Origin of the sequence: Agrobacterium tumefaciens (assembly GCF_031801495.1) — a bacterium.
Taxonomy (GTDB): Bacteria; Pseudomonadota; Alphaproteobacteria; order Rhizobiales; family Rhizobiaceae; genus Agrobacterium; species Agrobacterium tumefaciens_K.
Map to the genome: position 1 here is coordinate 2,143,400 of NZ_JAOEGC010000002.1, position 23,544 is coordinate 2,166,943.

General features: G+C 56.6%; 29 protein-coding genes and 1 tRNA gene. 8 read left to right on the forward strand and 22 right to left on the reverse strand.

The genetic code is table 11. The features are described 5' to 3' along the window. Positions 1–36: 36 nt before the first annotated feature. The 4 genes from araD1 to chvE all read right to left on the reverse strand — a co-directional run bounded on the left by araD1 (position 37) and on the right by chvE (position 5,035). Complete coding sequence (gene araD1, locus N7578_RS19810; protein ID WP_311112567.1) at positions 37–1,032, reverse strand: AraD1 family protein; 996 nt, start codon at positions 1,030–1,032, stop codon at positions 37–39. Positions 1,033–1,151: 119 nt separating this feature from the next. Continuing rightward, positions 1,152–2,348, reverse strand: a complete 1,197-nt coding sequence (mmsB, locus tag N7578_RS19815; RefSeq protein ID WP_311111937.1) for a multiple monosaccharide ABC transporter permease — start codon at positions 2,346–2,348, stop codon at positions 1,152–1,154. Further along, the gene (gene gguA, locus N7578_RS19820; protein WP_311111938.1) at positions 2,345–3,883 is read right to left on the reverse strand and encodes a sugar ABC transporter ATP-binding protein GguA; all 1,539 of its coding nucleotides are present in this window, start codon (positions 3,881–3,883) and stop codon (positions 2,345–2,347) included. Before gguA ends, mmsB begins: the two co-directional genes overlap by 4 nt. A gap of 87 nt (positions 3,884–3,970) precedes the next feature. Further along, positions 3,971–5,035 (reverse strand): sugar ABC transporter substrate-binding protein ChvE, encoded by a 1,065-nt coding sequence (chvE, locus tag N7578_RS19825; protein ID WP_311111939.1) that lies wholly within the window; start codon positions 5,033–5,035, stop codon positions 3,971–3,973. Between the two features lie 257 nt (positions 5,036–5,292). Between chvE and N7578_RS19830 the strand changes: the two genes are divergently transcribed. Both N7578_RS19830 and N7578_RS19835 read left to right on the forward strand, forming a co-directional pair. Continuing rightward, positions 5,293–6,339: a LysR family transcriptional regulator gene (locus tag N7578_RS19830; protein WP_311111940.1), complete on the forward strand. Its 1,047-nt coding sequence runs from the start codon at positions 5,293–5,295 to the stop codon at positions 6,337–6,339. A 25-nt stretch (positions 6,340–6,364) separates the two neighbouring features. Then, positions 6,365–6,820, forward strand: coding sequence for a hypothetical protein (locus tag N7578_RS19835; protein ID WP_311111941.1), 456 nt, complete (start codon positions 6,365–6,367; stop codon positions 6,818–6,820). Positions 6,821–6,844: 24 nt separating this feature from the next. Here N7578_RS19835 and N7578_RS19840 read toward each other — a convergent pair whose 3' ends face one another. Together N7578_RS19840 and N7578_RS19845 are read right to left on the reverse strand one after the other, a co-directional pair. Then, complete coding sequence (locus tag N7578_RS19840) at positions 6,845–7,099, reverse strand: hypothetical protein (protein WP_311111942.1); 255 nt, start codon at positions 7,097–7,099, stop codon at positions 6,845–6,847. 151 nt (positions 7,100–7,250) lie between these two features. Then, positions 7,251–7,748 carry a MarR family winged helix-turn-helix transcriptional regulator gene (locus N7578_RS19845; protein ID WP_311111943.1) on the reverse strand — a complete coding sequence of 166 codons (498 nt, stop codon included), beginning with the start codon at positions 7,746–7,748 and terminating at the stop codon, positions 7,251–7,253. A 534-nt stretch (positions 7,749–8,282) separates the two neighbouring features. Here N7578_RS19845 and N7578_RS19850 point away from each other — a divergent pair. Further along, positions 8,283–8,359, forward strand: a tRNA-Arg gene (locus N7578_RS19850). 166 nt (positions 8,360–8,525) lie between these two features. Here the strand turns inward: N7578_RS19850 and N7578_RS19855 are convergent. Beyond that, positions 8,526–9,509, reverse strand: a complete 984-nt coding sequence (locus N7578_RS19855) for a GlxA family transcriptional regulator (RefSeq protein ID WP_311111944.1) — start codon at positions 9,507–9,509, stop codon at positions 8,526–8,528. A gap of 126 nt (positions 9,510–9,635) precedes the next feature. Between N7578_RS19855 and N7578_RS19860 the strand changes: the two genes are divergently transcribed. Together N7578_RS19860 and N7578_RS19865 are read left to right on the forward strand one after the other, a co-directional pair. Next, positions 9,636–10,676: an aldo/keto reductase gene (locus N7578_RS19860; RefSeq protein ID WP_311111945.1), complete on the forward strand. Its 1,041-nt coding sequence runs from the start codon at positions 9,636–9,638 to the stop codon at positions 10,674–10,676. A 23-nt stretch (positions 10,677–10,699) separates the two neighbouring features. Next, on the forward strand, positions 10,700–11,566 hold the full coding sequence (locus N7578_RS19865; protein WP_311111946.1) for an SDR family oxidoreductase: 867 nt from the start codon (positions 10,700–10,702) through the stop codon (positions 11,564–11,566). 113 nt (positions 11,567–11,679) lie between these two features. Here the strand turns inward: N7578_RS19865 and N7578_RS19870 are convergent, their stop codons facing one another. The 4 genes from N7578_RS19870 to N7578_RS19885 all read right to left on the reverse strand — a co-directional run bounded on the left by N7578_RS19870 (position 11,680) and on the right by N7578_RS19885 (position 14,691). Beyond that, positions 11,680–11,973: a hypothetical protein gene (locus N7578_RS19870; RefSeq protein ID WP_311111947.1), complete on the reverse strand. Its 294-nt coding sequence runs from the start codon at positions 11,971–11,973 to the stop codon at positions 11,680–11,682. A 39-nt stretch (positions 11,974–12,012) separates the two neighbouring features. Continuing rightward, entirely contained in the window at positions 12,013–13,206 is a 1,194-nt protein-coding gene (locus N7578_RS19875) for an MFS transporter (protein ID WP_311111948.1), read from the reverse strand. 72 nt (positions 13,207–13,278) lie between these two features. Then, positions 13,279–13,878, reverse strand: coding sequence for an NAD(P)-binding domain-containing protein (locus N7578_RS19880; protein WP_311111949.1), 600 nt, complete (start codon positions 13,876–13,878; stop codon positions 13,279–13,281). Positions 13,879–13,938: 60 nt separating this feature from the next. Then, positions 13,939–14,691: a 3-oxoacyl-ACP reductase family protein gene (locus N7578_RS19885; RefSeq protein WP_311111950.1), complete on the reverse strand. Its 753-nt coding sequence runs from the start codon at positions 14,689–14,691 to the stop codon at positions 13,939–13,941. 107 nt (positions 14,692–14,798) lie between these two features. On the opposite strand from N7578_RS19885, the gene N7578_RS19890 reads away from it, so the two are divergent. Continuing rightward, a complete protein-coding gene (locus N7578_RS19890; protein ID WP_311111951.1) occupies positions 14,799–15,728 on the forward strand; it encodes a LysR family transcriptional regulator in 930 nt (309 codons plus the stop codon). A 478-nt stretch (positions 15,729–16,206) separates the two neighbouring features. Here N7578_RS19890 and N7578_RS19895 read toward each other — a convergent pair whose 3' ends face one another. The 8 genes from N7578_RS19895 to N7578_RS19930 form a co-directional block, all read right to left on the reverse strand. Then, entirely contained in the window at positions 16,207–16,569 is a 363-nt protein-coding gene (locus tag N7578_RS19895; RefSeq protein ID WP_311111952.1) for a hypothetical protein, read from the reverse strand. Between the two features lie 83 nt (positions 16,570–16,652). Continuing rightward, positions 16,653–16,934 (reverse strand): hypothetical protein, encoded by a 282-nt coding sequence (locus tag N7578_RS19900; RefSeq protein ID WP_311111953.1) that lies wholly within the window; start codon positions 16,932–16,934, stop codon positions 16,653–16,655. Between the two features lie 108 nt (positions 16,935–17,042). Then, complete coding sequence (locus tag N7578_RS19905; protein WP_311111954.1) at positions 17,043–17,216, reverse strand: hypothetical protein; 174 nt, start codon at positions 17,214–17,216, stop codon at positions 17,043–17,045. 123 nt (positions 17,217–17,339) lie between these two features. Beyond that, on the reverse strand, positions 17,340–17,576 hold the full coding sequence (gene rpsU / locus N7578_RS19910) for a 30S ribosomal protein S21 (protein WP_311111955.1): 237 nt from the start codon (positions 17,574–17,576) through the stop codon (positions 17,340–17,342). A 24-nt stretch (positions 17,577–17,600) separates the two neighbouring features. Further along, a complete protein-coding gene (locus tag N7578_RS19915) occupies positions 17,601–17,891 on the reverse strand; it encodes a cold-shock protein (protein WP_311111956.1) in 291 nt (96 codons plus the stop codon). A 109-nt stretch (positions 17,892–18,000) separates the two neighbouring features. Next, positions 18,001–18,210, reverse strand: a complete 210-nt coding sequence (locus N7578_RS19920; RefSeq protein WP_311111957.1) for a cold-shock protein — start codon at positions 18,208–18,210, stop codon at positions 18,001–18,003. A 260-nt stretch (positions 18,211–18,470) separates the two neighbouring features. Continuing rightward, positions 18,471–18,791, reverse strand: coding sequence for a hypothetical protein (locus N7578_RS19925; protein WP_311111958.1), 321 nt, complete (start codon positions 18,789–18,791; stop codon positions 18,471–18,473). A gap of 13 nt (positions 18,792–18,804) precedes the next feature. Further along, entirely contained in the window at positions 18,805–19,092 is a 288-nt protein-coding gene (locus N7578_RS19930; RefSeq protein WP_311111959.1) for a hypothetical protein, read from the reverse strand. Between the two features lie 321 nt (positions 19,093–19,413). Here N7578_RS19930 and N7578_RS19935 point away from each other — a divergent pair, with 321 nt between their 5' ends. Further along, positions 19,414–20,289, forward strand: a complete 876-nt coding sequence (locus N7578_RS19935) for a diguanylate cyclase (RefSeq protein WP_311111960.1) — start codon at positions 19,414–19,416, stop codon at positions 20,287–20,289. Positions 20,290–20,316: 27 nt separating this feature from the next. Here N7578_RS19935 and N7578_RS19940 read toward each other — a convergent pair whose 3' ends face one another. Together N7578_RS19940 and N7578_RS19945 are read right to left on the reverse strand one after the other, a co-directional pair. After that, a complete protein-coding gene (locus N7578_RS19940) occupies positions 20,317–21,699 on the reverse strand; it encodes an O-antigen ligase (RefSeq protein ID WP_311111961.1) in 1,383 nt (460 codons plus the stop codon). A gap of 231 nt (positions 21,700–21,930) precedes the next feature. Beyond that, a complete protein-coding gene (locus N7578_RS19945; RefSeq protein WP_311111962.1) occupies positions 21,931–22,170 on the reverse strand; it encodes a hypothetical protein in 240 nt (79 codons plus the stop codon). A 42-nt stretch (positions 22,171–22,212) separates the two neighbouring features. On the opposite strand from N7578_RS19945, the gene N7578_RS19950 reads away from it, so the two are divergent. Further along, positions 22,213–23,283, forward strand: coding sequence for a GNAT family N-acetyltransferase (locus N7578_RS19950; protein WP_311111963.1), 1,071 nt, complete (start codon positions 22,213–22,215; stop codon positions 23,281–23,283). 15 nt (positions 23,284–23,298) lie between these two features. Here the strand turns inward: N7578_RS19950 and N7578_RS19955 are convergent, their stop codons facing one another. After that, on the reverse strand, positions 23,299–23,520 hold the full coding sequence (locus N7578_RS19955; RefSeq protein ID WP_311111964.1) for a hypothetical protein: 222 nt from the start codon (positions 23,518–23,520) through the stop codon (positions 23,299–23,301). Between the last annotated feature and the right edge of the window lie 24 nt (positions 23,521–23,544).

Here is a 23,544-nt window from a genome sequence, read left to right on the forward strand (position 1 = left end):
GTTACAGACGGGGCTCATTTTATTGAAGTCGCACGATCAGATCTGGCGAACCGTGATTTCTTCCTCCGCGTCGACAGCCAGCGGATTCTTCAGCGGCAGACCAAAACCGGCTGCTTCGATCTCGAAGACGTCGCCCGCTTCCGTCGTAATGCCATCGGCGAAGGAAAGCGTTGCCGTGCCGAACATGTGCACATGCACGTCGCCCGGCTCGCGGAACAGACCATATTTGAAATGGTGGTATTCGAGGTTTGCGAAGGTGTGGGACATGTTGTCCTCACCCGAAACGAACGGCTTTTCGAAGATCACCTTGTCACCGCGACGGATACGCGACGTGCCGCGAATATCGGACGGCGGCGCGCCGACGCGGATTTCCGGGCCGAAGCTTGCCGGACGCAGCTTGGAATGCGCGAGGTAAAGATAGTTGATCCGCTCGGTGACGTGGTCGGAAAACTCGTTCGAAACGGCAAAGCCGATGCGGACAGCCTCACCCTTGTCGGAAATGACGTAGATGCCGGCCATTTCCGGCTCTTCGCCGCCATCCAGCGCGAAGGACGGAGAGGTCAGCGCAGCACCGGGAGCAGCAGCAACGTGGCCGTTGCCCTTGTAGAACCATTCCGGCTGGACGCCCTTTTCGCCAGCCTTCGGCTTGCCGTTTTCCAGACCCATGCGGAACATCTTCATGGAGTCCGTCAGCGTCTCTTCAGCGGCTTCCGTGGTCTTCTTGTGCATGCTGTCACGCGTCGCGGCGGAACCCAGATGCGTCAGGCCAGTGCCGGTCAGATGCAGATGCGCCGGATCCGGATGCGTGATCGGGGGAAGGAAACGGCCTTCGGCATAAACCTTCTCAAGATCGACTGTCTCGCCTAGGCCATGCGCGGAAATCACATCCGCGAGGCTCTTGCCACCGTTGGCGGCTTCCATGGCGAGTGCATAAACGGATTCTGCATTGTTGACGGCACGCGCTTCGCCGCCTTCTTCGCGAACGGCCACAACGATCTTGCCGCTGGCGTCCTTGATCTGTGAAATTAGCACGGTCATTCCTTCCTATGGCGCTTCGCGCCTATCTCTCATGCCTATGGCGCCCGGCGCCTGCATATTATGAAAGTGGCCGGAAACCGGCCACTTTATCGTTTGCGATAATGAGCGGGCAATCAGCCCTTGTTCTTGTTGTAGACGTCGAAGAACACGGCAGCGAGCAGAACGAGGCCCTTGACCATCTGCTGGAAGTCGATGCCAAGGCCGACAATCGACATGCCGTTGTTCATCACGCCCATGATGAAGGCGCCGATAACCGCACCCGTGATCTTGCCAACACCGCCGGACGCGGAAGCGCCACCGATGAAGCAGGCCGCGATAACGTCAAGCTCGAAGCCGACACCGGCCTTCGGCGTTGCCGAGTTGAGGCGGGTCGCGATGATCATGCCGGCAAGACCGGCAAGCACGCCCATGTTGACAAAGGTCAGGAAGTTCAGCCGCTCGGTGTTGATGCCGGAGAGCTTCGTGGCCTTTTCATTGCCGCCCAGCGCATAGATGCGGCGACCGATGGTCGTGCGGCGCGTCACGAAGCTGTAGAGCACGATCAGCACGATCATCACGATCAGAACGTTCGGCAGGCCACGATAGGTCGACAGCTGATAGCCCAGGAACAGGATCGCTGCGGAAATCACGAGGTTCTGGGCGATGAAGAAGCCGAACGGCTCGACATCGATACCGTGCTGCACGTTAACGGCGCGACGACGCCAGGCCAGATAGAACAGCACGATCGGCGCCAGAACGGTCAGGATCATCGAGGTGGTGTTAAGACCTTCGATACCGCCGATATCCGGCAGGAAGCCGGTGCTGATGACCTGGAAATCAGCCGGGAACGGACCGATGTTCTTGCCGCCGAGCACGAAAAGCGTCAGGCCGCGGAACACCAGCATGCCCGCCAGCGTCACGATGAACGACGGAATGCGGTGATAGGCAACCCAGTATCCCTGCGCAGCACCGATAATACCGCCGATGACGAGACAAATCAGCGCCGCCAGCAACGGGTTCATGCCCCATTGTACGGTCAATATGGCCGCGATGGCGCCGACGAAGGCAACGATGGACCCCACGGAGAGGTCGATGTGTCCAGCGACGATGACGAGCAGCATGCCCAGCGCCATGATGACGATGAACGAGTTCTGCAGAACGAGGTTCGTGAGGTTGACCGGGCGGAACAGAATGCCGCCGGTATAGACCTGGAAGAAAACCATGATGGCGACGAGCGCGATCAGCATGCCGTATTCGCGGATGTTGGCGCGAATGTAGGACGACACGGAGATGATGTTGCTTTCTTCTTTTGCGGTGTTGGCCGAACTCATGAGTTCTTCTCCCCTGAGCGCATGATAGCGCGCATGATGCTTTCCTGGCTCGCCTCTCCCTTCGGCAGTTCGGCAACGATGCGGCCTTCGTTCATGACGTAGATACGGTCGCAATTGCCAAGCAGTTCGGGCATTTCCGATGAGATCATCAGAACGCCTTTGCCGTCGGCAGCGAGCTGGTTGATGATGGTGTAGATTTCATATTTGGCGCCGACGTCGATACCGCGCGTCGGTTCGTCGAGGATCAGAACCTCGGGATTGGAGAACAGCCACTTCGACAGCACGACCTTCTGCTGGTTGCCACCCGAAAGATTGACCGTTTCCTGGAAGATACCCGAAGACCGGATGCGCAGGCGCGTGCGGAAATCGCTCGCCACCTTCATCTCCCGGATGTCGTCGATGATCCCGGCACTGGAAACACCGGCCAGATTGGCGAGTGTCGTGTTGTGCAGGATGTTGTCGTTCAGCACCAGGCCGAGATGCTTGCGGTCTTCCGTGACATAGGCCAGCCCGGCATCGATCGCCTTGCGAACCGTGCTGACATCGACGGACTTGCCGTCCATCAGCACCTCGCCGGTGATCTTGTGGCCATAGGACTTGCCGAAAACGCTCATCGCGAATTCCGTGCGTCCCGCACCCATCAGACCGGCGATGCCGACAACCTCGCCCTTGCGGACGGTGATGTTGATGTCGTGCAGCATCTGGCGGTCGCGGTGATGCTGGTGATAGGCGTTCCAGTTCTTCACTTCGAAGATGGTTTCGCCGATCGGCACGTCGCGCGGCGGATAGCGGTCTTCCAGATCGCGGCCCACCATGTTGCGGATGATGACGTCTTCGCTGATTTCTTCCTGATGACAATCGAGCGTCTTAACGGTCATGCCGTCGCGCAGCACGGTGATCTGGTCGGCCACCTTGCGCACTTCGTTCAGCTTGTGTGTGATGATGATCGAGGTCATGCCCTGCTTGCGGAATTCCATCAGCAGATTCAGCAGCGCTTCGGAATCGGTCTCGTTGAGCGAAGCCGTCGGCTCATCGAGGATGAGAAGCTTCACGCTCTTCGACAGAGCCTTGGCGATTTCGACGAGCTGCTGCTTGCCCACACCGATATCGGTGATGAGTGTTTCGGGCGATTCCTTCAGCCCGACCTTCTTCAGAAGCTCGCGGGTGCGGTTGAATGTCGTCTGCCAGTTGATGACGCCGCTCGACGCGACTTCGTTGCCGAGAAAGATGTTCTCAGCAATCGACAGAAGCGGCACGAGCGCCAGTTCCTGGTGAATGATGATGATGCCGATATCTTCGCTATCGTTGATCGCGCGAAAATTCCGGACTGCGCCGTCGTAGTGAATTTCGCCTTCGTAGGTGCCAGCGGGATAAACACCGGAAAGAACCTTCATCAAGGTCGACTTTCCAGCGCCGTTTTCACCGACGAGTGCGTGGATCTCACCTTCCTTCACTTTGAGGTTGACGTTTTCCAGCGCTTTCACGCCCGGAAAGGTCTTGGTGATGTTCCGCATTTCGAGAATGGTATTGGCCATATCGCAATCCAGCGTCCCGATTAATTCCGGGGTTTTTATTCTTATGGAGAGCGGGGAAAGCTGCAAGCCTTCCCCGCGAATGTTGGATTATTTCAGCTGGTCTTCGGTGTAGTAACCACCGTCAACGAGCACCTGCTTGTAGTTGTCCTTGGTCACGGCAACCGGCTTGAGCAGGAAGGACGGAACAACCTTGACGCCGTTTTCATAGGTCTTCGTGTCGTTGACTTCAGGCTCCTTGCCTTCCATCAGCGCGTTGACCATGTTGACGGTTACCTTCGCCAGTTCGCGGGTATCCTTGAAGATCGTGGAGTACTGTTCGCCAGCGATGATCGACTTGACGGACGGAACTTCTGCGTCCTGACCGGAAACGACCGGAAGCGGCTGATCCTTCGAGCCATAACCTACGCCCTTGAGCGAGGAGATGATACCGATGGAAAGACCGTCGTAAGGCGAAAGAACGGCATCGACCTTGGCGTCGGTGTAATAAGCAGACAGGAGGTTGTCCATGCGTGCCTGAGCCGTTGCCGGATCCCAACGCAGCGTGCCAACCTTATCCATGCCGGTCTGGCCGGACTTCACGACCAGCTTGCCGCTGTCGATGTAAGGCTGCAGGACGGACATGGCGCCGTCATAGAAGAAGAATGCGTTGTTGTCGTCCGGAGAGCCGCCGAACAGTTCGATGTTGAACGGACCCTTGCCGTCCTTGAGGCCGAGCTTGTCGACGATCGAGGTTGCCTGCAGAACGCCAACCTGGAAGTTGTCGAAGGTTGCGTAATAGCTGACGTCGCCGCTGTTACGGATCAGACGGTCATAAGCGATGACCTTGATGCCCTGCGAACCGGCCTGCTTGAGAACGTCCGAAAGCGTGGTGCCGTCGATCGAAGCGATAACAAGGACCTTAACGCCCTTGGTCACCATGTTCTCGATCTGTGAAAGCTGATTCGGAATATCGTCGTCAGCGTATTGCAGGTCGGTCGTGTAACCGGCTTCCTGCAACTGCTTGACGATGTTGTTGCCGTCATCGATCCAGCGCGCGGAAGACTTGGTTGGCATTGCAATGCCGACGGAGCCCTTGTCCTGCGCGAAAGCCGGTGCAGCGAAAGATGCCGCACCGATGGCACAAGCCGCCAGCAGCGAAATAATGGATTTCATTAACTCTCTCCCTTGAACCCTTACAATGGCGGCCGCATGCTGCGGCGCACCACAAAATTCATGCCATGAAGGGAGCAAGCCGCCTGGTGGCTTTTCCTCTTCGCAGATGCGAAATGGGTCCACCTGCCGCTCCTCCCCGGCATTCCCGCAAACTGTTCTGAATCCATATAACTGTCAAATAGAATAAATCGGCTTGCCTATATCAATTCTGATATATTAAATCGATATAATAACCGTGAGCGAGAAGTTATAAGCAGATGAACAACTATAAAGGGTATGAGCACGCGCAAAATACAGACGGTCTTTTTGTCTTCGAAGACAACCCTCTGTTGCGTGCCGGGTTGAAGATGAACCATCTGCGCATGCTCGTCATGATAGAGGAGCACGGTCAGGTCAGTGCAGCTGCAGCAGCCATGAACATGACGCAGCCGGCCGCCTCGCGGATGCTGTCGGAGATGGAGGCCATCGCCAAAAACCCGCTCTGTCAACGCGCCTCGCGCGGCGTCGTCCTGACGAAATTCGGCGAGGCGCTCGCCAAGCGGGCCCGCACGATCCTGCTGGAACTGCGAGAGGCAAGCCGCGAACTCAATCAGATGAAATCGGGCAGTGGCGGCTCCGTCTATATCGGGGCGGTGACGGCACCGGCAATCAGTCTTGTGGTACCTGCCATCCGCCGTGCAATGGACACATATCCGGGCATCGAGATCAACGTGCAGGTGGAAAGCAGCAACATTCTGGCGCGGGAATTGCTGGCCGCCAGACATGATTTCGTCATCGGCCGCATACCGGACGACCTGGATCCCGGCCTGTTTAGCACCCACGAGATCTGCATCGAACGCGCCTGTCTGGTCGTGCGCGAAGGCCATCCGCTGCTCACCGGCAAGCCCGTCGCCCTCAAGGATCTTTCGGTTTACGACTGGGTCTTCCAGCCGCCGGGCGCGCTTTTGCGCAGAACGATGGAGGACGTGTTCCTGGCCCATGGCGTCGCCATGCCGCGCAACATCATCAACACACCTTCGATGGTCCTGACGCTCGCCCTCGTCTGCAACACCAACGCAGTCGCACCGATAGCTTTGGACATGGCTGAATTTGTTGCAGCGCAGCAGGCGGAAATCGGCCGGACACGCATTTTGCCCACCGAATTTGACCTGAACGTCAAACCTTACAGCCTCATAACAACCAAGGGTCGTGTTTTACCACCAAGCGCTCGTCTGCTCTACGATCTCGTTCTGGAAGAAAGCCGCAAGCTGACCTCGGAAGCGCAATTTCCGATGGCAAGCCCGGCACCATCTTTCGTTGCTTGAATGGCGACGAACAAGGAGTGAGGTAATGCTGTTCGGTCAATCCGTTTTCCAGTCGGTCGTCGAAAGGCTGAAGCGGGAAGCAGACGAAGATGCGCAGGAGGAGGCAAATCAGCCGCCTGCCCATCGCGTCGGCGGAATGACCTCGGGTTTCGTCATCAACACGGAAACGACGCCAAGGCAGCCCGGCAACAGCGGCATGGACGCCTATCTCGCGTTCCTGCCGGATCCACAACCACCCGCGCCGGAGCCTGAGCCCGAACCCATGCCTGTCTATCTTGAGAAAACATCGCTCGAAGATGTGGCCGCGGAGCTGGATATCAGTGAAACCGACACCCGCGCGACGCTGACCGAAAAACGCCGCCGCTTCGCAAGGCTCAATCACCCTGACGGTTTAAAGCCGGAGTTTCGCGACAATGCGACCCTGCGCATGACCGCGGCCAATCTTCTGATCGATCAGGCGCTACGGATGCTGCGGCGCTGACGCTCAGTCGCCGGCATTGGCATATCAGGCGTGCCCATCCTTATCGCTGGCATCCCTGTCGGCACCATCGGTTGCCGCAGCCTCATCGGCCGCCGCTCCCGGCTTGAAAACCAGAAGCAGTGCATAAGCGGCATAAATCGCGATACCGCCGACGACCGTACCCCAGAAAAATTCGCGATTGACGAATTCGACAACCGCCCATGCGGCACAGAAACCGACGATCAGCAATCGAACCCACAGGGGACGATAAAGCGGATGGCTCGTGTCGATATTAAGCATGACGTCTCCGTGGAGGCTGTATGCGCCGGAAACCGGCGCATGGAAACCGCTCTATGTCGCGTTACTCGTCAATCGCCAAGCCAAAATCGTCACAAATCTCTAAAATATCACGAAAGGATGATGAGAACCGCCTGCTCAAAAAAGCGGACCATCACAGATCCCGCAGGCGGCCCAGCAGAGCAAGGAGTTTATCGCGCGCCTTCTCGCCACCGATCTTGTCGATCAGCTTCTCTTCACGATCGCGCCATTTCTCCGACAGGCTGTCGAGAAGCGCATTTCCCTTCTCCGTCATGTCGAGAAAATGCACCCGCCTGTCCTCATCGGATCTGCGGCGAACGAGAAGGTCTTTTTCCTCCATGCTGTCGACGATCGCGACGAAGTTGGCCCGCTGTATGCCGAGCGCTTCCGCAACATCGCTCTGCTTCAGTCCCGGATTGCTGCCGATAATGACGAGAACGGAAAAATCCGCCGGCCTCAGCCCCTGTTCCGCCAGCACGTCGGAAAAGCTGTTTGCCACGGCAAGTTGCGAATGCCGCAGGTGGTAGCTGATCGCATTGGACAAAAGACCGTAGTCGATGTCCCCAGCTGCATCGTCAAAATCCATCTTTTCAGATCTTTGTTGGTTATCCCGTGCCAATCGTAGCGCCATCTGATCCCCGCGTGATTCGTACCGTTTACCCGGGCGGCAGCATAAACGACAAAGGCCGAAAACTGTATTCAAAATAAATGTAGGTGATACTAATATTATATAATAATTTGGCAGTTACTGCGAAAATCCGCAAGTCGAACACGCCGAAAAAACCCAAGATCGCCCGCCAGCAGCCAGAATGGCGATCATCGGGAAGTGAATCTGGATCAGGCAGGAAGAGGAATTTTTAGCAACTCATGGTACTTTAGGCATCCCACGCTCCCCGACACGTGAAACGGATGAACACACCGGCCAGATAGGAAAATTTCCACTACCTATAAGGGCGCATGGATTGGATCGGAGACATGCCCGATCACCGGCAGGCGATGCGCCTATGATGAAAACGACACAGGAGCCGCCACACAACATATCGTCGGACGTATCACCTTCACCTTTACGGCGCACACCGTTTCGCAAAACTCTCGTATTTTGGCGTTGATGTGGGCGAGAAGCTGGGCTATGAACCAACCGTTGCGCGATTCATGCGCCAAGGCTGCACCCGTAGCTCAGCTGGATAGAGTGTTGGATTCCGATTCCAAAGGTCACAGGTTCGAATCCTGTCGGGTGCGCCATTTCCCTCCAAGAAATTTATCAATCTCAAAATTTTCAATGCAGCTTGCTATCCAGTCGTTGCAGATCGCCAACGTGAATTCGGAGGATATCGTGCGAGTGTTCTGCTAAAAATCGGCACCCGCAGGCAGACATGACCGCGCTGGGCGCTAAAAAACTACGGCTTCGTCATGCGATTGCGGAACGTCCGTGAGATGCAAAGCGATTTCGATATTCGCCAGCTGACAAACCGATCAGTCGATGAAATACGCGCCGGAAAGCAGCGGTATTTTCATACCCCACCGACCAGGCTACCTGGTCAATCGTTTCTCCCGTTGTCTCAAGCAAATCGCGCGCTCTATTGATGCGAAGATGTTGTGTATATTCGGTCGGCTTCAAACCTGTCGCCACCTTAAAGCGGCGAAGAAAAGTGCGCTCCTCTAACCCGGCTATTTCTGCCATCTGCACGATAGTCGCTGCGCGCCCATTTCTCTTCTCCAACCAAACTTGAGCCTTGAGAATTTGGCTGTCGCCATGACTCAATCTGGGCAGGAACTTTCCATAATGCCTTTGCTCACGTCCCAAGGGATCGAGTAGCATGAACTTCGAAGTCTCTATCATGACGCCGGGACCGAGAGTCCTCTCTACCAGGCGCAGACCGAGATCCGTCCAGGCCATTAGGCCCCCGGCAGTGAGAATGTCCCCATCCTCAATAACGATGCGATCGACATCGAGCTGAACGTCCGGGAACGCATCCCGAAAAATATTCGCGAACTGCCAATGCGTGGTCGCCGGGCGCCCGTTGAGCAATCCTGCATAGGCCAGCAGAAATGCGCCATTGCAACTGGAAACCAGCGTTGTGCCTTTTTCATGGAGATCGCGAAGCCAAGCCACAAAGGGCGCGGCTTCATCAGGTCGAGCAGGTGGAGAAAGGCGCCCGGGTACGATCATGAACGTGGGCAGGTCACGATTTCCAGCGTCGTCTACCCTCACAAAAGCGTCTCCATGACGATGCCAGGTGCTTATGTACAAGTGAGGTCCGCCTTGATCAGACGAAAAGCTGGAAGCAACCGTCAAGAGATCAATCATTCCGTGGACAGTAGACATTTGGCAGCCCGGATAAACGAGCAAGCCGACCTCCGGTTCGGTTCGTGATAGTGGGGACTTCGCCATACGGATACGTCACTTTGTCAGTTACGGTTCGAAAAATGTCAGATATGGAGATCCCGTTCGCCTCCTCAGCCTCTTAACATCCTACCACAGTTCTTCAACAAGACAGCGGGCCTAGGAGGCGGTGAGATGCAGTACAAAATTTTCGGACGCACGGGACTTCGTGTTTCAACGCTTGCACTTGGTACAGGGAATTTTGGTACTCGATGGGGCCATGGGGCTGACCGAGACGAAGCCAGGCGAATATACGAAGCGTATCGAGCTGCCGGCGGAAATTTCATAGATACAGCGAACAACTACCAGTTCGGGGAATCCGAAACTCTGGTTGGGGAATTCATTACCTCAGATCGGGACAACATTGTTCTGGCAACCAAATATTCGCTGCCCGATGCGCCTGATGCCGGTCTCCAAATGACTGGTAACAGTCGTAGAACAATGGTCCGCTCTGTTGAAGCAAGCCTGAAACGACTGGGCACCGATGCGATCGACCTCCTGTGGGTTCACATGCCCGACGGGGTTACACCGATTGAGGAAATCGCACGCGGGCTGGATGATCTCGTGCGCTCAGGAAAAATCATTTATGCAGGACTATCGGACTTTCCTGCTTGGCGAATTTCTGCTGCGGCAACGCTCGCCGAAATGCGTGGTTGGGCAGGAATATCAGCCGTGCAGTTGGAATACAGTCTGGTAGAACGCAGCGCGGAGCGCGAGCTGCTGCCCATGAGCGACGCTTTCGATTTGGGTGTCGTCGGTTGGTCGCCATTGGGAGGTGGCCTTTTGACCGGCAAGTACCGCCGCGGTGAAAGCGGGCGAGCACAAGGACTTGGAGTCCTGACACACGACGAAAGCGATGCACGCAAGACCGCAACTGTCGACGCCCTGCTCTCATTGGCCGATCAAATCGGCGTCTCACCAGGGCAGATTGCCATTGCTTGGGTAAAGACAAAAGGCGTGCTGCCAATTATTGGGCCACGCACAGCTGCACAAATCGATGACAACGTTGGTGCCGACACTCTCACGCTCGAGCCCGATCAGATTTTGCAACTCGATGCGGCTAGCTCCATCGACCTTGGATTTCCTCATCAAATGCTCGCAGATACCGCAAACATCTCCCTTTTGAGCGCCGGAATGGCTGATCGCATTCGACCTCTCCGCCATCCGGTACGATAATCAAAGCTAACAAGGATATTGTCATGACAACAATTCTCGTTACAGGCTCCACCGGAGAACTGGGCCGGATGAGTATATCGGCGCTTTTGAAGCGCGATACTGGAGCCCAAATTGTGGGGCTCGCCAGAGATCCGGCAAAAGCAATAGACCTTTCCGACATGGGTGTCGAAATCCGTCAGGGCGACTACGGCGACAAGGCCTCGTTGAGTGCAGCGATGCACGGAGTAGACAAACTCCTTATGATTTCAACCGCGATGTTTCAGGACACGAAAACTCAGCATCGCAACATAATTGATGCAGCCCGTACAGCTGGGGTGAAACACATCGTTTACACCGGCATTCAGCGCCAAGAGGGCTCGGGATTTGCTATCGACATGGTGACGGAGACAGACCGCGTCACGGAAGAGGCGCTTGAGGAAGCCGGGCTGGATTGGACCATTTTACGCAATAGCCTTTACCTGGACTCGTTGCCACTCATTTTCGGCTCTCAGGTGGAAAGTAAAGGTATATTGGCGCCAGCAGGTACTGCACGGGCGGCCCTGGGTCTGAAAGCCGACTTCGCAGAGGCAAACGCCGCAGTTCTTACATCTGGTGGCCATGAGGGAAAAATTTATACCTTGGGTGCTTCCCGTGCCGGTTCATTGTCCGAAATGGCCGCGGTGCTCAGTGGGATCTACGGCAAGAATATTACCTATAGCGAGGTCAGCAGAGCCGACTTTGTTGCGGAGCGCGTATCCGAAGGAGTGCCCGACTTCGTCGCTGATTTCCTTGGCCAGTGGGCCGAAGCCATCGGTGCGGGAGAGTTTTCCGAGGTCACCGGCGACCTGGAACGCCTAATTGGGCGCAAGCCGACCGATTTCGAGGAGGGCTTGAAAAAGATATATGCGTAGTGACGATGAGGCAAAGAATGTAGCGAATTAACTCGTGTATTTAACGTGGTATCCGCTTTGGCCAAAGCTGACATATCCGCAATGAACTCTTCGCTCGCCTTTTTGGCAGACGGCTATATCCGGGAAACAAGTTCAACGGTTTCGCAAAGGATCACGGCATGTCTCACCTCAAGGCTCTTTAGCTCGCCTCCGCAGTCTCCATCGCCTCGTCCGCCGATACCCTCCATAAAGTCCGCTTCGGCACCGATTGGCTCGCCGAGGCCGATCATGGCGGCGTTTATCATACCGTCGTCGACGACACCTATGCCAAATACGGCCTCGACGTTGAAATTCAAAAAGGGCGGCCCCGGTACACAGAAGCGCGCCCTTTTCCTAACCGGCGAGGGTTTTACAACGGACGTTGACAACAGTCCGCACGCCTGGCGCCGATCGCCTTGCCTCGAGTGTCAATACGGTTTGCTGGTTGAGGCGATGAGCCATGCGGTCAGCAATGCACTTGCAGCACCGAGCCAGAGAGCACTCGGCACACCGAAATTGTCGACCGCGAGGCCGCCTACCAGTGCGCCAAGCCCGATCGCCAGTTGCGCGATTGACACGAAGAGCGCGGCGATGCTTTCCAGCCGGTCGGGCGCGGAGGTGAACAGGAAGGTTTGCATGGCGATCGGCAGCATGCCGAAACCGAACCCCCAGGCGACAACCCAGGCGACTGCGGCAAGCGTGTTGCCACCGGCCAACAACAATCCCGCAACAGACAAGGCGATCAGAAAAGCAGTGCCGGCAAGGGCAAAAACGAAGTTCCGGCCAGCAGCCCAGCCCCCGAACAGGTTTCCGGCGAACCCCGCCGCGCCATAACCGAGCAGCACCATGCTGAGTGTGCCCGTATCAATCCCGGTTGCGCCGATGAGGAAGGGAGTAATGTAGGTATAGGCCGCGAACTGCCCGACGAAGATGAGCACGGCTGCCGTCAGGCCGATCTGGACTCGTTGCAATCGCAACACGTCTGGAACCTGTTTCAATCCCGACCCCTTCTGCGCCCGGATGGACGGCAGCAGAAACTGGAGCGCCGCCACGACAAGCAGTGCGACGCCCGACACAAGCAGGAATGCGGTGCGCCAGCCGAACAGGTCACCGATCAGGGCGCCTGCGGGAACCCCCGCGACAGTCCCCAGCGAAACACCGGAGAAGATCAAAGCCGTTGCACGCGGTCCTTCCGCGCCGGAGCGCAGACGCGGTCCGAGCGAGCCGCCGATCGTCCAGAAGCCGCCGACAGCGATACCGAGCAGCACCCGGCCGAACATCAACGCCGCAAAGCCGTGAGCGGTTGCCACGATGACGTTGGAGACGACGAGCAGCATCAGCAGCGCGACAAGCACGCGCTTGCGATCGAAACGTGCGACAAATCCGAGGGTCATCGGCGCGGCAAGTGCTGCGAGAAAGCCGGGTACGGTTACCATCAGTCCGGCCGTTCCCTCGCTGATGCCAAGGTCAGCCGCGATCAGCGGCAGAAGCCCGACGGGCAGGAATTCGGTGGTAACAAGAGCGAAAGCGCCGATGCCGATGCTGGCGACTGCGGCCCACGAGGCGAGCGGTTTGCTGTCCGCGTGGCCTGCTGAAATAGTGCGGGAGACTGGCATGTCCATAGGAGGTTTCCTTTGGTGAAAAGCAGGGCAGACCGGAGAAGAAGGGTTGCTCTCCGGCTCGCCTGCGATGTTTTAACCGAACTTGACGAGGTTGATGGCTGGTAGTGGGCCACCGGGGAACTGCACCAGTTTGCCGCCGACCGAGACCGGGCCGAGATCGATGCCGGTGAAGCCGAGTCTGGAGATCAGCGCACCGACTTCCGCCTTCGCGCGTGCGTCGTCACCGGAATAGAACAGGACGCGTGAGCCACCCTCGGCTTTGGGATCGCCGGATAACAGGTGCGGTTGCAGATGATTGAAGGCTTTGACGACGCGGGCGCCGGGAACGAGATCGGCGAAGATCTCGGTGGAAAGACGACCGTTTAGTTCGGCCGGTTTGAACAGCGGCGCTTCGATAGGATTGTTGGCGTCGATGACGATGCGGCCGCCGAAGTCCGGCAGACTGGCGAGCGCCTTCGGCAGCTTCGACCAGTTGACGGCGACCAGCACGATGTCGGCGCTGGCCGCTTCTTCAAGTGTGCCCGCCCTGATGAAAGGCTTCAGTTCCGTTTCGAGGGCGGCAAGCGAGGCCGGGCCGCGGCTGTTGGCGATGGTTGCGGACATGCTGTTGCGAGCAAGCGCGCGGGCGAAGGCCGAGCCGATATTGCCGACTCCAATGATACCGATGGACATGCTGGTTCTCCTTTGAAGTAGGGGGAAGTGGCGCTCCGACATCGTAGCGCCGGAGGCAGATCAGGCGGTGAAGCCACCGTCAGCGAGGATGTCAGCGCCGGTCACGAAGGCGGCTTCGGCGCTTGCGAGATAGGCGACGACGCTGGCGATCTCGTAGTCCTTGCCATAGCGGCCGATTGCCATGCCGGGACCGACGATCTTGGAGACCGGACCGCCATCGGGGTTCATGTCGGTATCGGTCGGGCCGGGATGCACGGTGTTGACGGTAATGCCCTTCGGCCCGAGGTCACGCACCAGGCTGCGATTGAAGCCTGCAACCGCGCCCTTGGTCAGCGTATAGAGCGAGGCTGTCGGGAAGGCGGCATAGCGGGTCATGGACGAGCCGATGTGGACGATGCGTCCACCGGACTTCATGCGACGAGCGGCTTCCTGCGTGGCAACGAAGACGCCGGTGACGTTGACGGCGATCATCCGCTCGTAGTCCTCGAACTTGATCTCGTCGATCGGCCCGCCAAGCGCGATACCGGCATTGTTGACGAGGATGTCGATCGAACCGAAGGTTTCTTCCGTCTTGGCGACTGCGGCGCGGACGGCGGCCGGATCGCCGGCATCGGCCTGGATCGCAATGGCGCGGCCACCGGCTGCTTCGATTTCGGTCACCACGGCGGCCGCCTTGTCCGGCGAGGCGCTATAGGTGATGGCGACAGCTGCGCCATCGGCGGCGAGACGCTTGGCAATTGCCGCGCCGATGGAGCGCGACCCGCCGGTTACGAGGGCAGTCTTGCCGGTCAGGCGATGGGTAATACTGGTCATTGTCTTCACTCCGTTTGTGGTTTCGATGGAGCAAAGATGGCCGGTTTATTTCGTTTTGATTAGCTGGTAATGTCTTGTTCTTGTTTCAAGCAATCGTTGAAAGACATATGGAGACACTGGCCAATCTGGAAAGCTTCGTCAAAAGCGCCGAGACTTCTAGTTTTTCGGAGGCTGCGCGGCGCATGGCCCTGACGCCGGCTGCCGTTAGTCGCAACGTGGCGATGCTGGAAAGAAATCTCGGCGTGAGATTGTTCCAGCGATCGACCCGCAAACTTGTATTGACCGAGGCGGGCGAACGTTTCTTCCAGTCGATCCGAGGGAATCTCGACGCCCTGCAAACGGCGATCATTGATGTTTCATCCGGCGTGTCCGAGCCGGCCGGCGTGCTGAAAGTCAGCCTTAGCCCTACTTTCGGCGTCACGCATATTCTACCGCTGCTACCGGAGTTGCTACAACGATACCCGCTCATCCGCCCGGAATGGCATTTTGAGAACCGCCCGGTTGATCTAGTTGCAGAAGGCTATGACGTGGCAATCGGCGGGGGCTTTGATCTTGCACCAGGCATCGTTGCCCGAACGTTGGCGCCCGCCCACATCATTGCCGTAGCGTCCCCTGCCTATATGGCTAAGCGCACACCACCAGCCGATCCCGCCCAGCTCTCACAATTCGAGGGGATCGTCATGCGTTCGCTCCGGACTGGCCGCATCCGACATTGGGCAATGCGGAATGCCGCAGGTGCCGAAATGATCGCGACGTTACCCGAAATGATCGTCGTCAACGACCCGGCCGCAATGCGCGAAGCGGCAAAGCTCGGCCTCGGCGTGGCAATGCTTGCGATGCCCGACGTTTTACCGGAGCTTGAGAGCGGCAAACTCGTTCGCCTCCTGTCGCATTGGTATTCCGATGCTGGGGCGATTTCGCTTTATTATGCCTCGCGTACACACTTGCCGGCCAAAACGCGGGCATTTGTAGACCTTGTTGCAGATGCGTTCAAACGAGATCGGCTAGCCGAACGATTTGCCGGAAGCCTAGGATAAGCCTCTTTTGCAAACCGGTCTGTCGCAAGCATTTCAAGTGTTAAGCAGGTTTTGCGTGCGATATTCGCGACGATTGCAGGATAAGCATTTTCACGATTATCGCAGCGCCCACCGCATGGAAAACGGGCCAGTTGCACCTTTCAAAATCCGTTCCTCGAAAATCTTCTCGATTGCGACCCTTACCGCGCGCACATGCACCGGCATGTCATCCCGAATCTCGCAAATCTCGGCAACGGTCACCTGCGAGGCACGGTGTTAGAGGTTCGAATCCAATCCGGACCGCTTATTTCAGATAAAATATTGTTTTTTAAAAGTAAATCAGGCGATTTAACGGCCTGTGTGCTACGAACAAAAGGACAAATCGAACAGAGGTTCGAGAGGGTTCGCAACCCCATGCGGTGATGCTCTTCAACGAGGCCAGTGGCAGCATCACGAACAGGCGGCTTTGAAACTCACGTCGGCAATTTTGTGATCCTGGCTAATCCGCGAAGCCGACCACTCCACTGGGCGGGCGGTCAAAGATTGATCCGGCAAGCAAGCGGATGCTTTCAGGATCTGCGCATCCCGAAATGCTGAACGGATTGGCGAAACTCAGCGACAGGATATTGTTCTCAAGGAGTGGTCGGGAACCGTCGACTGGACGCTTTTTTCGAAGGGGGGTTGAGAGAGGGGGCAATGCCGCCTCCTGAGCTTCGCGCAGCAGTCGAAGACGTTGCGTCTTTTCCGCACGTTGAGCAGTCTCGACCGCGATGATCTGCTTGGCAGCGCTATGGGTTACTGAAGCTTTATTTTGAGTCGTCGGTTTATCAGGCTTGAAAAATGCCTCTTTCGTGATCGCCATGGCGACCTCCTTTCGGGACGGTATATGAACAGCAAGGGTGTGCAGGTGCCTCCCTCCGCGGCAAAAAGATGACGCAGGTGCCGTCAACCCTCGTCGTCCGGCTGCTCCTCAAGGGACGGGTCTTCGTGGACTTCCGCTCCCAATTGGTTCTCTATCTCATTTTGAGACTGTCCAAGGACCTGAAGAAGCGCTGAGTGCTCTGGTTTTCCAGCATGTTCTTCAAGAAAATCAGCAAGAGACGTACGCGTCTCATGCCCGCCGGATGGCGCATTGGCCTTGTGCACCACAGTCATTTGACCATCATCGACTTCCAGAAACCAGCGATCACCGTTGCTACTAACCGAAAATTCTTTAGTTTCGCTCATCGATGTTCCCAATCTTTTATGAAGCCGTTTGGCAGTTTTCGATTCCGGGAAAGACGTGCACCGCACCTGGAAGCAATACAACTTTGAATGCGATCCCGGACGATGCGATCAGCTCGACGGCAGCTCCTCGCAGTCTTTTAAAAACTGTGCGATAAGGTGCCGCGCAGCACGCATTCTGATCGACTGTTCTGTCGCATTGCTGAAGTTCCGCATTCCTGCATCGGCAAGCGCAGTATCCAGTCGTTCGAGTTCTTCGGCGGATGGTCTGGAGTTGAAAGACATCTCAACCTCTCAGTTCAATGTTATCCACTCCGAAACCTGGACGGAATGAACGTGTAGTGAGACACACTGCCGTTAGTCTCTGCGGAAGGTATGATGAGCGTTGCCCACGGCTCAAGACAACGGTCAACGTGGTCGAGCAACTTTCTTTGGAGCAGGAAGCAATCCCTCGCGCTGCATTTTCTTTTTCAACAGCTTGCGGTGGCGGCGAACGGACTCGGCCTCTTCGCGGATGCGCTTTTCGGATGGCTTTTCGTAGGCGCTGCGGGCCTTCATCTCGCGAAAGACACCTTCGCGCTGCAACTTCTTCTTCAGGACGCGAAGCGCCTGCTCAATGTTATTTTCCCGAACGATTACCTGCAAAATCTCTCCTCGCCTGACGCTGTGCTATTTGCTGGTTCTGAGAGCGGACAAATCGATCCAGCTCTTACCTGTTTTTTGATGTACGGATGCCCGCGTCACCTCAATCACACGTGCCGTGGAGGCTTCGGTATCGATATCGTCTTCGTCGATGTTGCGATCGAAATTTTCACCATTAAGACGGACCCGATAGCGTGCAACGCCGTATGTGATCGGCAACACCGCGAGGATCTGGCCCGTTCCCTTCGGTTGCACACTGCCACGCGTGCGTGCTTTAAGAACGATCGTATCGCCGGTGGTATAATGGACGTTCAGCATGAGAGCCTCCTGGCCCAGAAAAATAAAGGCCGGGCTTTACCCCGACCTCTGATCGTCATCCACTCTTGCCGCCAGTACATCCGTGGTCGGCCGTGAGCAAATGACAAATTTATGCCGCCTGAAGGTTGTCAGCCGAGCTTTTACCGGACTTGCGGTCCTGTACGATGTCGTAACGGACCTTCTGTCCATCAACGAGCGCGTTCAGGCCAGAACGTTCAACAGCCGAGATGTGGACGAAGATGTCCGTCGAGCCGTTATCAGGCTGAATGAAGCCGAAGCCTTTGGTTGAATTGAACCACTTTACGGTACCAGTGTTCATAACGATTTCCTTTCGAAGCAATCGTTGTTGTTCCCGCGAAACCTCGCGGGATTGGATCGATGTTTTTGAGAGGAAATCCGACGGGAGCTAAGCTCTGGACCGACGTCACAAGCAATGTGTCGATGACTGTATATACGATGAAGTTTCGAGATTTGCAATGAAATTACCGGATTTCACGGTCGATTGTTTTGAAGTCACTGTTTTAATGCAATTAAATTCGTCAAAATATTTTCTTATATGTTCGCTTTTTTACATTCCTGTTATTTTTCACCTGGGAAAAATCGGATGAGTTGAGTTGCCGTAATCTTTTCTCGGCTCACCGCATCTGAAGAAATACAGGATTCAATATTTCTACGCAGATCGACCGGAACTTCCGGCCCACCGGCCTTCAAAAGCTTGTCGCTCATCGCAAAAAGTGCCGTGACCTCCACGCTGCATTGGGAGGCCGACAGAGTTTCGATGGCGGAGGCTTTAAGGGATATCCCATCCAAATCCGTCCGGGCCGCATAAACGGTCAAAAGATACCAGACAGAAAAAAACACTCCCCAAAGCAGCATGCTGCCGAGAACATAAGCGCGCACAGGTTTTTCCTTACTATCTGCTGAGGACAGGAAGACCCTGAATAGCATATCGCGGGAGCGGTTTTCGAACTGTCACGCGTTCCCGCTTCTGTATCCCGAACAGGAAGAGCATTTCTTCCTTGAGGTCAGCGGGATCGGTCATTCCACCCTGAAACAGCTGGATAATCTTACGTGCGGCACCGTTGAAGGTTCGCTCGTCTTCTTCGAGCATATCAACGCCGAAACCCGCATCCGACAGCACGGATTGCAACATCTTCATATCGGCGGAGGTAATCAGGCCTTGTTCACTTGCGGAAGACATCATGTCCTCCTTTCGTTGGGGCCAAGGAATTGCACCTTGAAACGGCAACGCCCTTTTAAAAAGCTACCGAAGCAGCAACTCTGCGCGCTCGCATATCAATTGGCAAGGCAATTCTCACAAGCACGTGAGATACGACCTCACATCCTCGGCAGGCATACGGTATTTAGGAAATCGAAGTTCTTTTGCACTAGTCTGCAAACACGGGAAGGGCTACTTCCACATCAAAGGCGCCTTGTGCTCGTGCCGACACCGGCGCCGTTGGTAGCCTGATCGTGTCCTTCGGAAAAGCTGGATGGTGGTTCCTTGTTTACGCAGCAGCAGTTGGCATCAATCCTTTCGTCACTTCCCGATCCCGCGTTTATTCTGACCCGCAGCGGCCGTTACGCCGCCGTGTTCGGGGGCAAGGATATAAGGCACTATCACGATGGCAGCGGCCTTGTCGGGCTCAGCATGTTCGAGGTGCTGAAAGAGGAGAAAGCACTGTGGTTCGCGGCCCAAATCCGCAGGGCACTGGAAAGCGGCGTCCTCCACATCGTCGAATACGAACTCAGCGGCAGTGACGTGAAGGGCGCCGGCGACGGTCCGGATTATTCCATATGGTTTGAAGGCCGTGTTCAGGCGTTGAGTTTCCCGGTCGAGGGCGAAGATGCCGTCGTGTGGGTGGCGAGCAATATCACCGACAAGAACGAGACCCAGCAGAAGCTGCGCCGGTTGAGCGAAACGGACGCGCTGACCGGACTTTATAACCGCCGCAAGCTGATTTCGACCCTGGATGACCGGCTGGCGGTGTTTGAGCGGGAAAAGGCCCAGACTTCGGTGCTGGTCTTCGACATCGACAACTTCAAGCGCCTCAACGACGAGATGGGCCACCACGCGGGCGATGCAGCCCTTGTGGAAATCGCGCGCCTGTGTCGTCAGCACCTGCGCCAGAGCGATATCGTCGCCCGTTTTGGCGGTGATGAATTCGTGGTCGTGATGCCCGGCACCCGTCGCCTCGATGCACTGGAAATCGCTGAGCAGCTCCGTGCCTGCGTTCCCGCCAGTCTCAGGGAAACATTGCGTTACGAATCGACGATCAGCGGTGGCGTGAGTGAATTTGGTCTGCCGGACCGCTCCTCCAGCGACATATTGAGACGTGCCGATGAGGGACTGTACCGATCCAAACGGGCGGGCCGAAACAGGGTGTCGGCGCTATAGAGCGTTTCCTTGTTAAGTGGAAACGCTCTATAGCCTGACCTGGTCCGGAGCAGCCGCCACTTGCGCTCGCGCTGCGGCGACGGGGCGCGACCCCAGACGGGACGCACCGGAAAGCCCCATGGACGGAACTCCCTCTTCTTCGACAAGATTGGCGTGCACCTGTAGACGCAGGCCGACGATCGCAACGATGATGAAGAACCAGACAAAACCCGTGCTCAACATGAACAGGGTTTCAAGGAAGCCGTAGAGCAACGTATACAGCCAAACACTGACATAAAAATGCGTCAGAGGGCTCTTGCGTACCGTCTCGCTCATCTTACCCAGATAATGCAGCGGCAGTACGAAAATCCAGACCAGCACCAGAACCAGCCCCGGCACTCCCGCCGCCAGCAGCAGGTCGAAGTAACCGTTGTGCGAATCCGGCGCCGTTGTCGCCCAGGTGTTGTTCTCGGTGAAGCTGCTCATCAGCGCATCACTTCGCCAGAACGCCTGATAGCCGTAGCCCATCAGCGGGCTCTGACGGATGTAGTCTATCGAAACGGTCCATATGTCCGTTCGGCCGGTGAAGGTGGCGTCCATACCGAGTTTCGTCAGCATGCCGGAAAACACGGGATCGACCGTCGTACCGACGGTCACGACAGCAAACACGCCCAGAAGCCCCGCCACGATCATGTAACGCCACTTGGGCCAGCGCAGGATGAACCAGCAGACCGAAAAAATGATCGGCATCAATCCCAGCGCCGTCTTGCCGCCGGACTTCACCAGGAACACGAGCGACAGCACAAAGATCGCCAGCCCGCCAAGGAGTGACCACTTCCTGCAGAGATAGACACCCGCGATAATCAGGATCGCCATGACCGATGCGGCTTCGTTCTTGTGACGGAAAACACCGCGCCAGTCTCCGGCCAGCAGAGGCTCAAGCGCATCGGACGCCTGATGGATCGACCGGGACGGCAAGGCGACGACGCCGAAATAACAGAGAAACAGGACCGCAAGCGTACACACGGCAAGCAGAGAGGCGAAATGCCGTTCGGTGCGTGGCAACTGCAGGAAACCGGCGGCAAGGACGCAGATGATGGCGCACATGACAAGCCGTCGCAACGAAAACAGCGGCGCCTCTCCGACCAGTGAAGTCAGTGCGTACCAGCCGAAAATCGCCGCCATCCACAAACGCGGCGCGAAGATCAGCGGGAATGAGCGTTCCCTCGCCATGAACACTATGAAACTGACAAGCAGAATGATGGCGGTAAGCTGATTGAGAAGGCTGGATCCTGCCGCCATGGCGGACCCCGTATAGGTCGTCGAAAGAGAAATGTAGGGTGCAAATCCGACCGTGAAATAGAAGAAGGTCAGATAGAACAGCGCATCACGCCAGAAGCCGTAACCATGATCTTCGTTCGCTTCGGCCATGAGGGACTTTCTCTTTCCCGCTCCTGCACATCCTCAAGTCAGAACGGACGCTCCACTCGCTTCGCTGCAATATCGCTGCCATCCGTAACAGCGATTATAAACCGGCACACGGAATTCGTGCAGTCCTATTTTCACCGGAATACGAATCTTCACCGCTGAAAATATCACATTCCGCTAATATGGTTAAGTTCGGGATGAAGGACTGGCATGGCACTTTTCAGCCACCAGTTGTCATGGCGACGGGCGTGAAAAACGCTTTCGTCGAGGCCCGCTTGCGTAAACCATGACGGCATTTGCGTTCCAGCTGTGCGGCAATTTGATTTGCCAGCCGCCCAAATCTCCGTTTTTATGCATGATCTTAATATTATGAAATGCATTTGCTGATTTAGTAACACCTAAGATATCGACGGGCATGGGAAGCTGACGGTGGACGTTCAGGCAAGAACCAGCAAGAGCGATGTAGGCGAACATGGCAGATCCAGCATCGGGAATCGCACGCCCGGCGTGCGCCCCATGCTCAGGGAAGACGTTGCGTGCGTCGAAAAACTGATCGATTCCGCGTTCGGAAAAACCCACCGCATTGCAACTTTCGATTTCCGTTCCTACATCGAAAACGTATTTTTCGGCAGCCCGGTTTACGATCCCGCCCATGGCAGCATCGTCTACGATGTCGGAGAAAAACAGATAACGAGCGTTGTTCTTGCCCTGCCGATGCGCTTCATCGTCGGGCGGGACCCTATTGTCGGACGTCTGTTATGCGCCTTCGCTTCGGACAGTGAAAAAGGCGCTGCGGGTGCTGCCCGTCTTTCACGAACAATGCGCCCTTCCCAGCAGGATCTGTGCTTCACAGACACGTCTTCTCCGGTCAGTGCCGATCATTGCCTGGCAATCGGCGGCATTATCCTGCCGATCGAGAGCCTTCAGTGGCACAAGGCGCTCAAGCCCCTGTCGAGCATGGCCCTGCGGCTGTCGCGACGTTTGCCGTTTGTCGGCTCCCGGCCCATACTTTCCATGCTTGGCGTCGGTGATTGCATCCTGCGTTCATGGAAGCGCGGCATAAGACCCAAAGGCATCAACGGGCTAACCGCCAGACCCGCCGATTTCGAAACCTTCCGCCTGCATGCCCTGTCGATGATCGAACGCTTCTCGGTCCGCCCGGAGTGGTCGGCGGATGAATTCCATTGGCTGATCGCGATGGCGAACGTCAACGAGAGCATGGGCAAGCTTGCCTGCCGCACCATAGAAGACAGCCAGGGCAAGGTGATCGGTGCGGCGTTGTTCTTTGGCCGTCCGGGCAAAACCGCCTACGTGCTGAACATCGTCACGGCCGCGAGCCGCGAGCACGACGTGCTGGCGCAGCTTTTCAGGCATTTCGATGATGAGGGTTATGCTCATGTCACGGGCATGTCCCAGTCGTTCCTGATGAACGCGCTTTACCGCCACAACCATATGACGTTCCGCCATCGCGGCTACTTCTGCATCACGACACGCAACGAGGAACTGAAAGACTGCGCGCTGCGTGGCGACATCTACATCGGCGGCCTCGCCTCTGAAAGCTGGAGCAGGCTCATCACAGACTATTGAGGCCGGGCGAGAACCTCATTCCTCTTCGTCGGCAAGCAGTCCGTCGTATACCTCGAGCAAGGCTGCCGCGATGGCTGCGCCGAGCGCATTGCCAGCGTCACGGATGCCGGCTTCGTCCATGTCGCGAACGGCCACCGCGAGATCAGAGGCTTCGTTCGCAACGATCAGCTTGGCGCGCTCAATCGCCCAAAGACCGAAATCGCCGCGATTGTCTATGGATATGGTTTCACTCGTCACAAGCCTTCTCCGTTATCTGTTCCC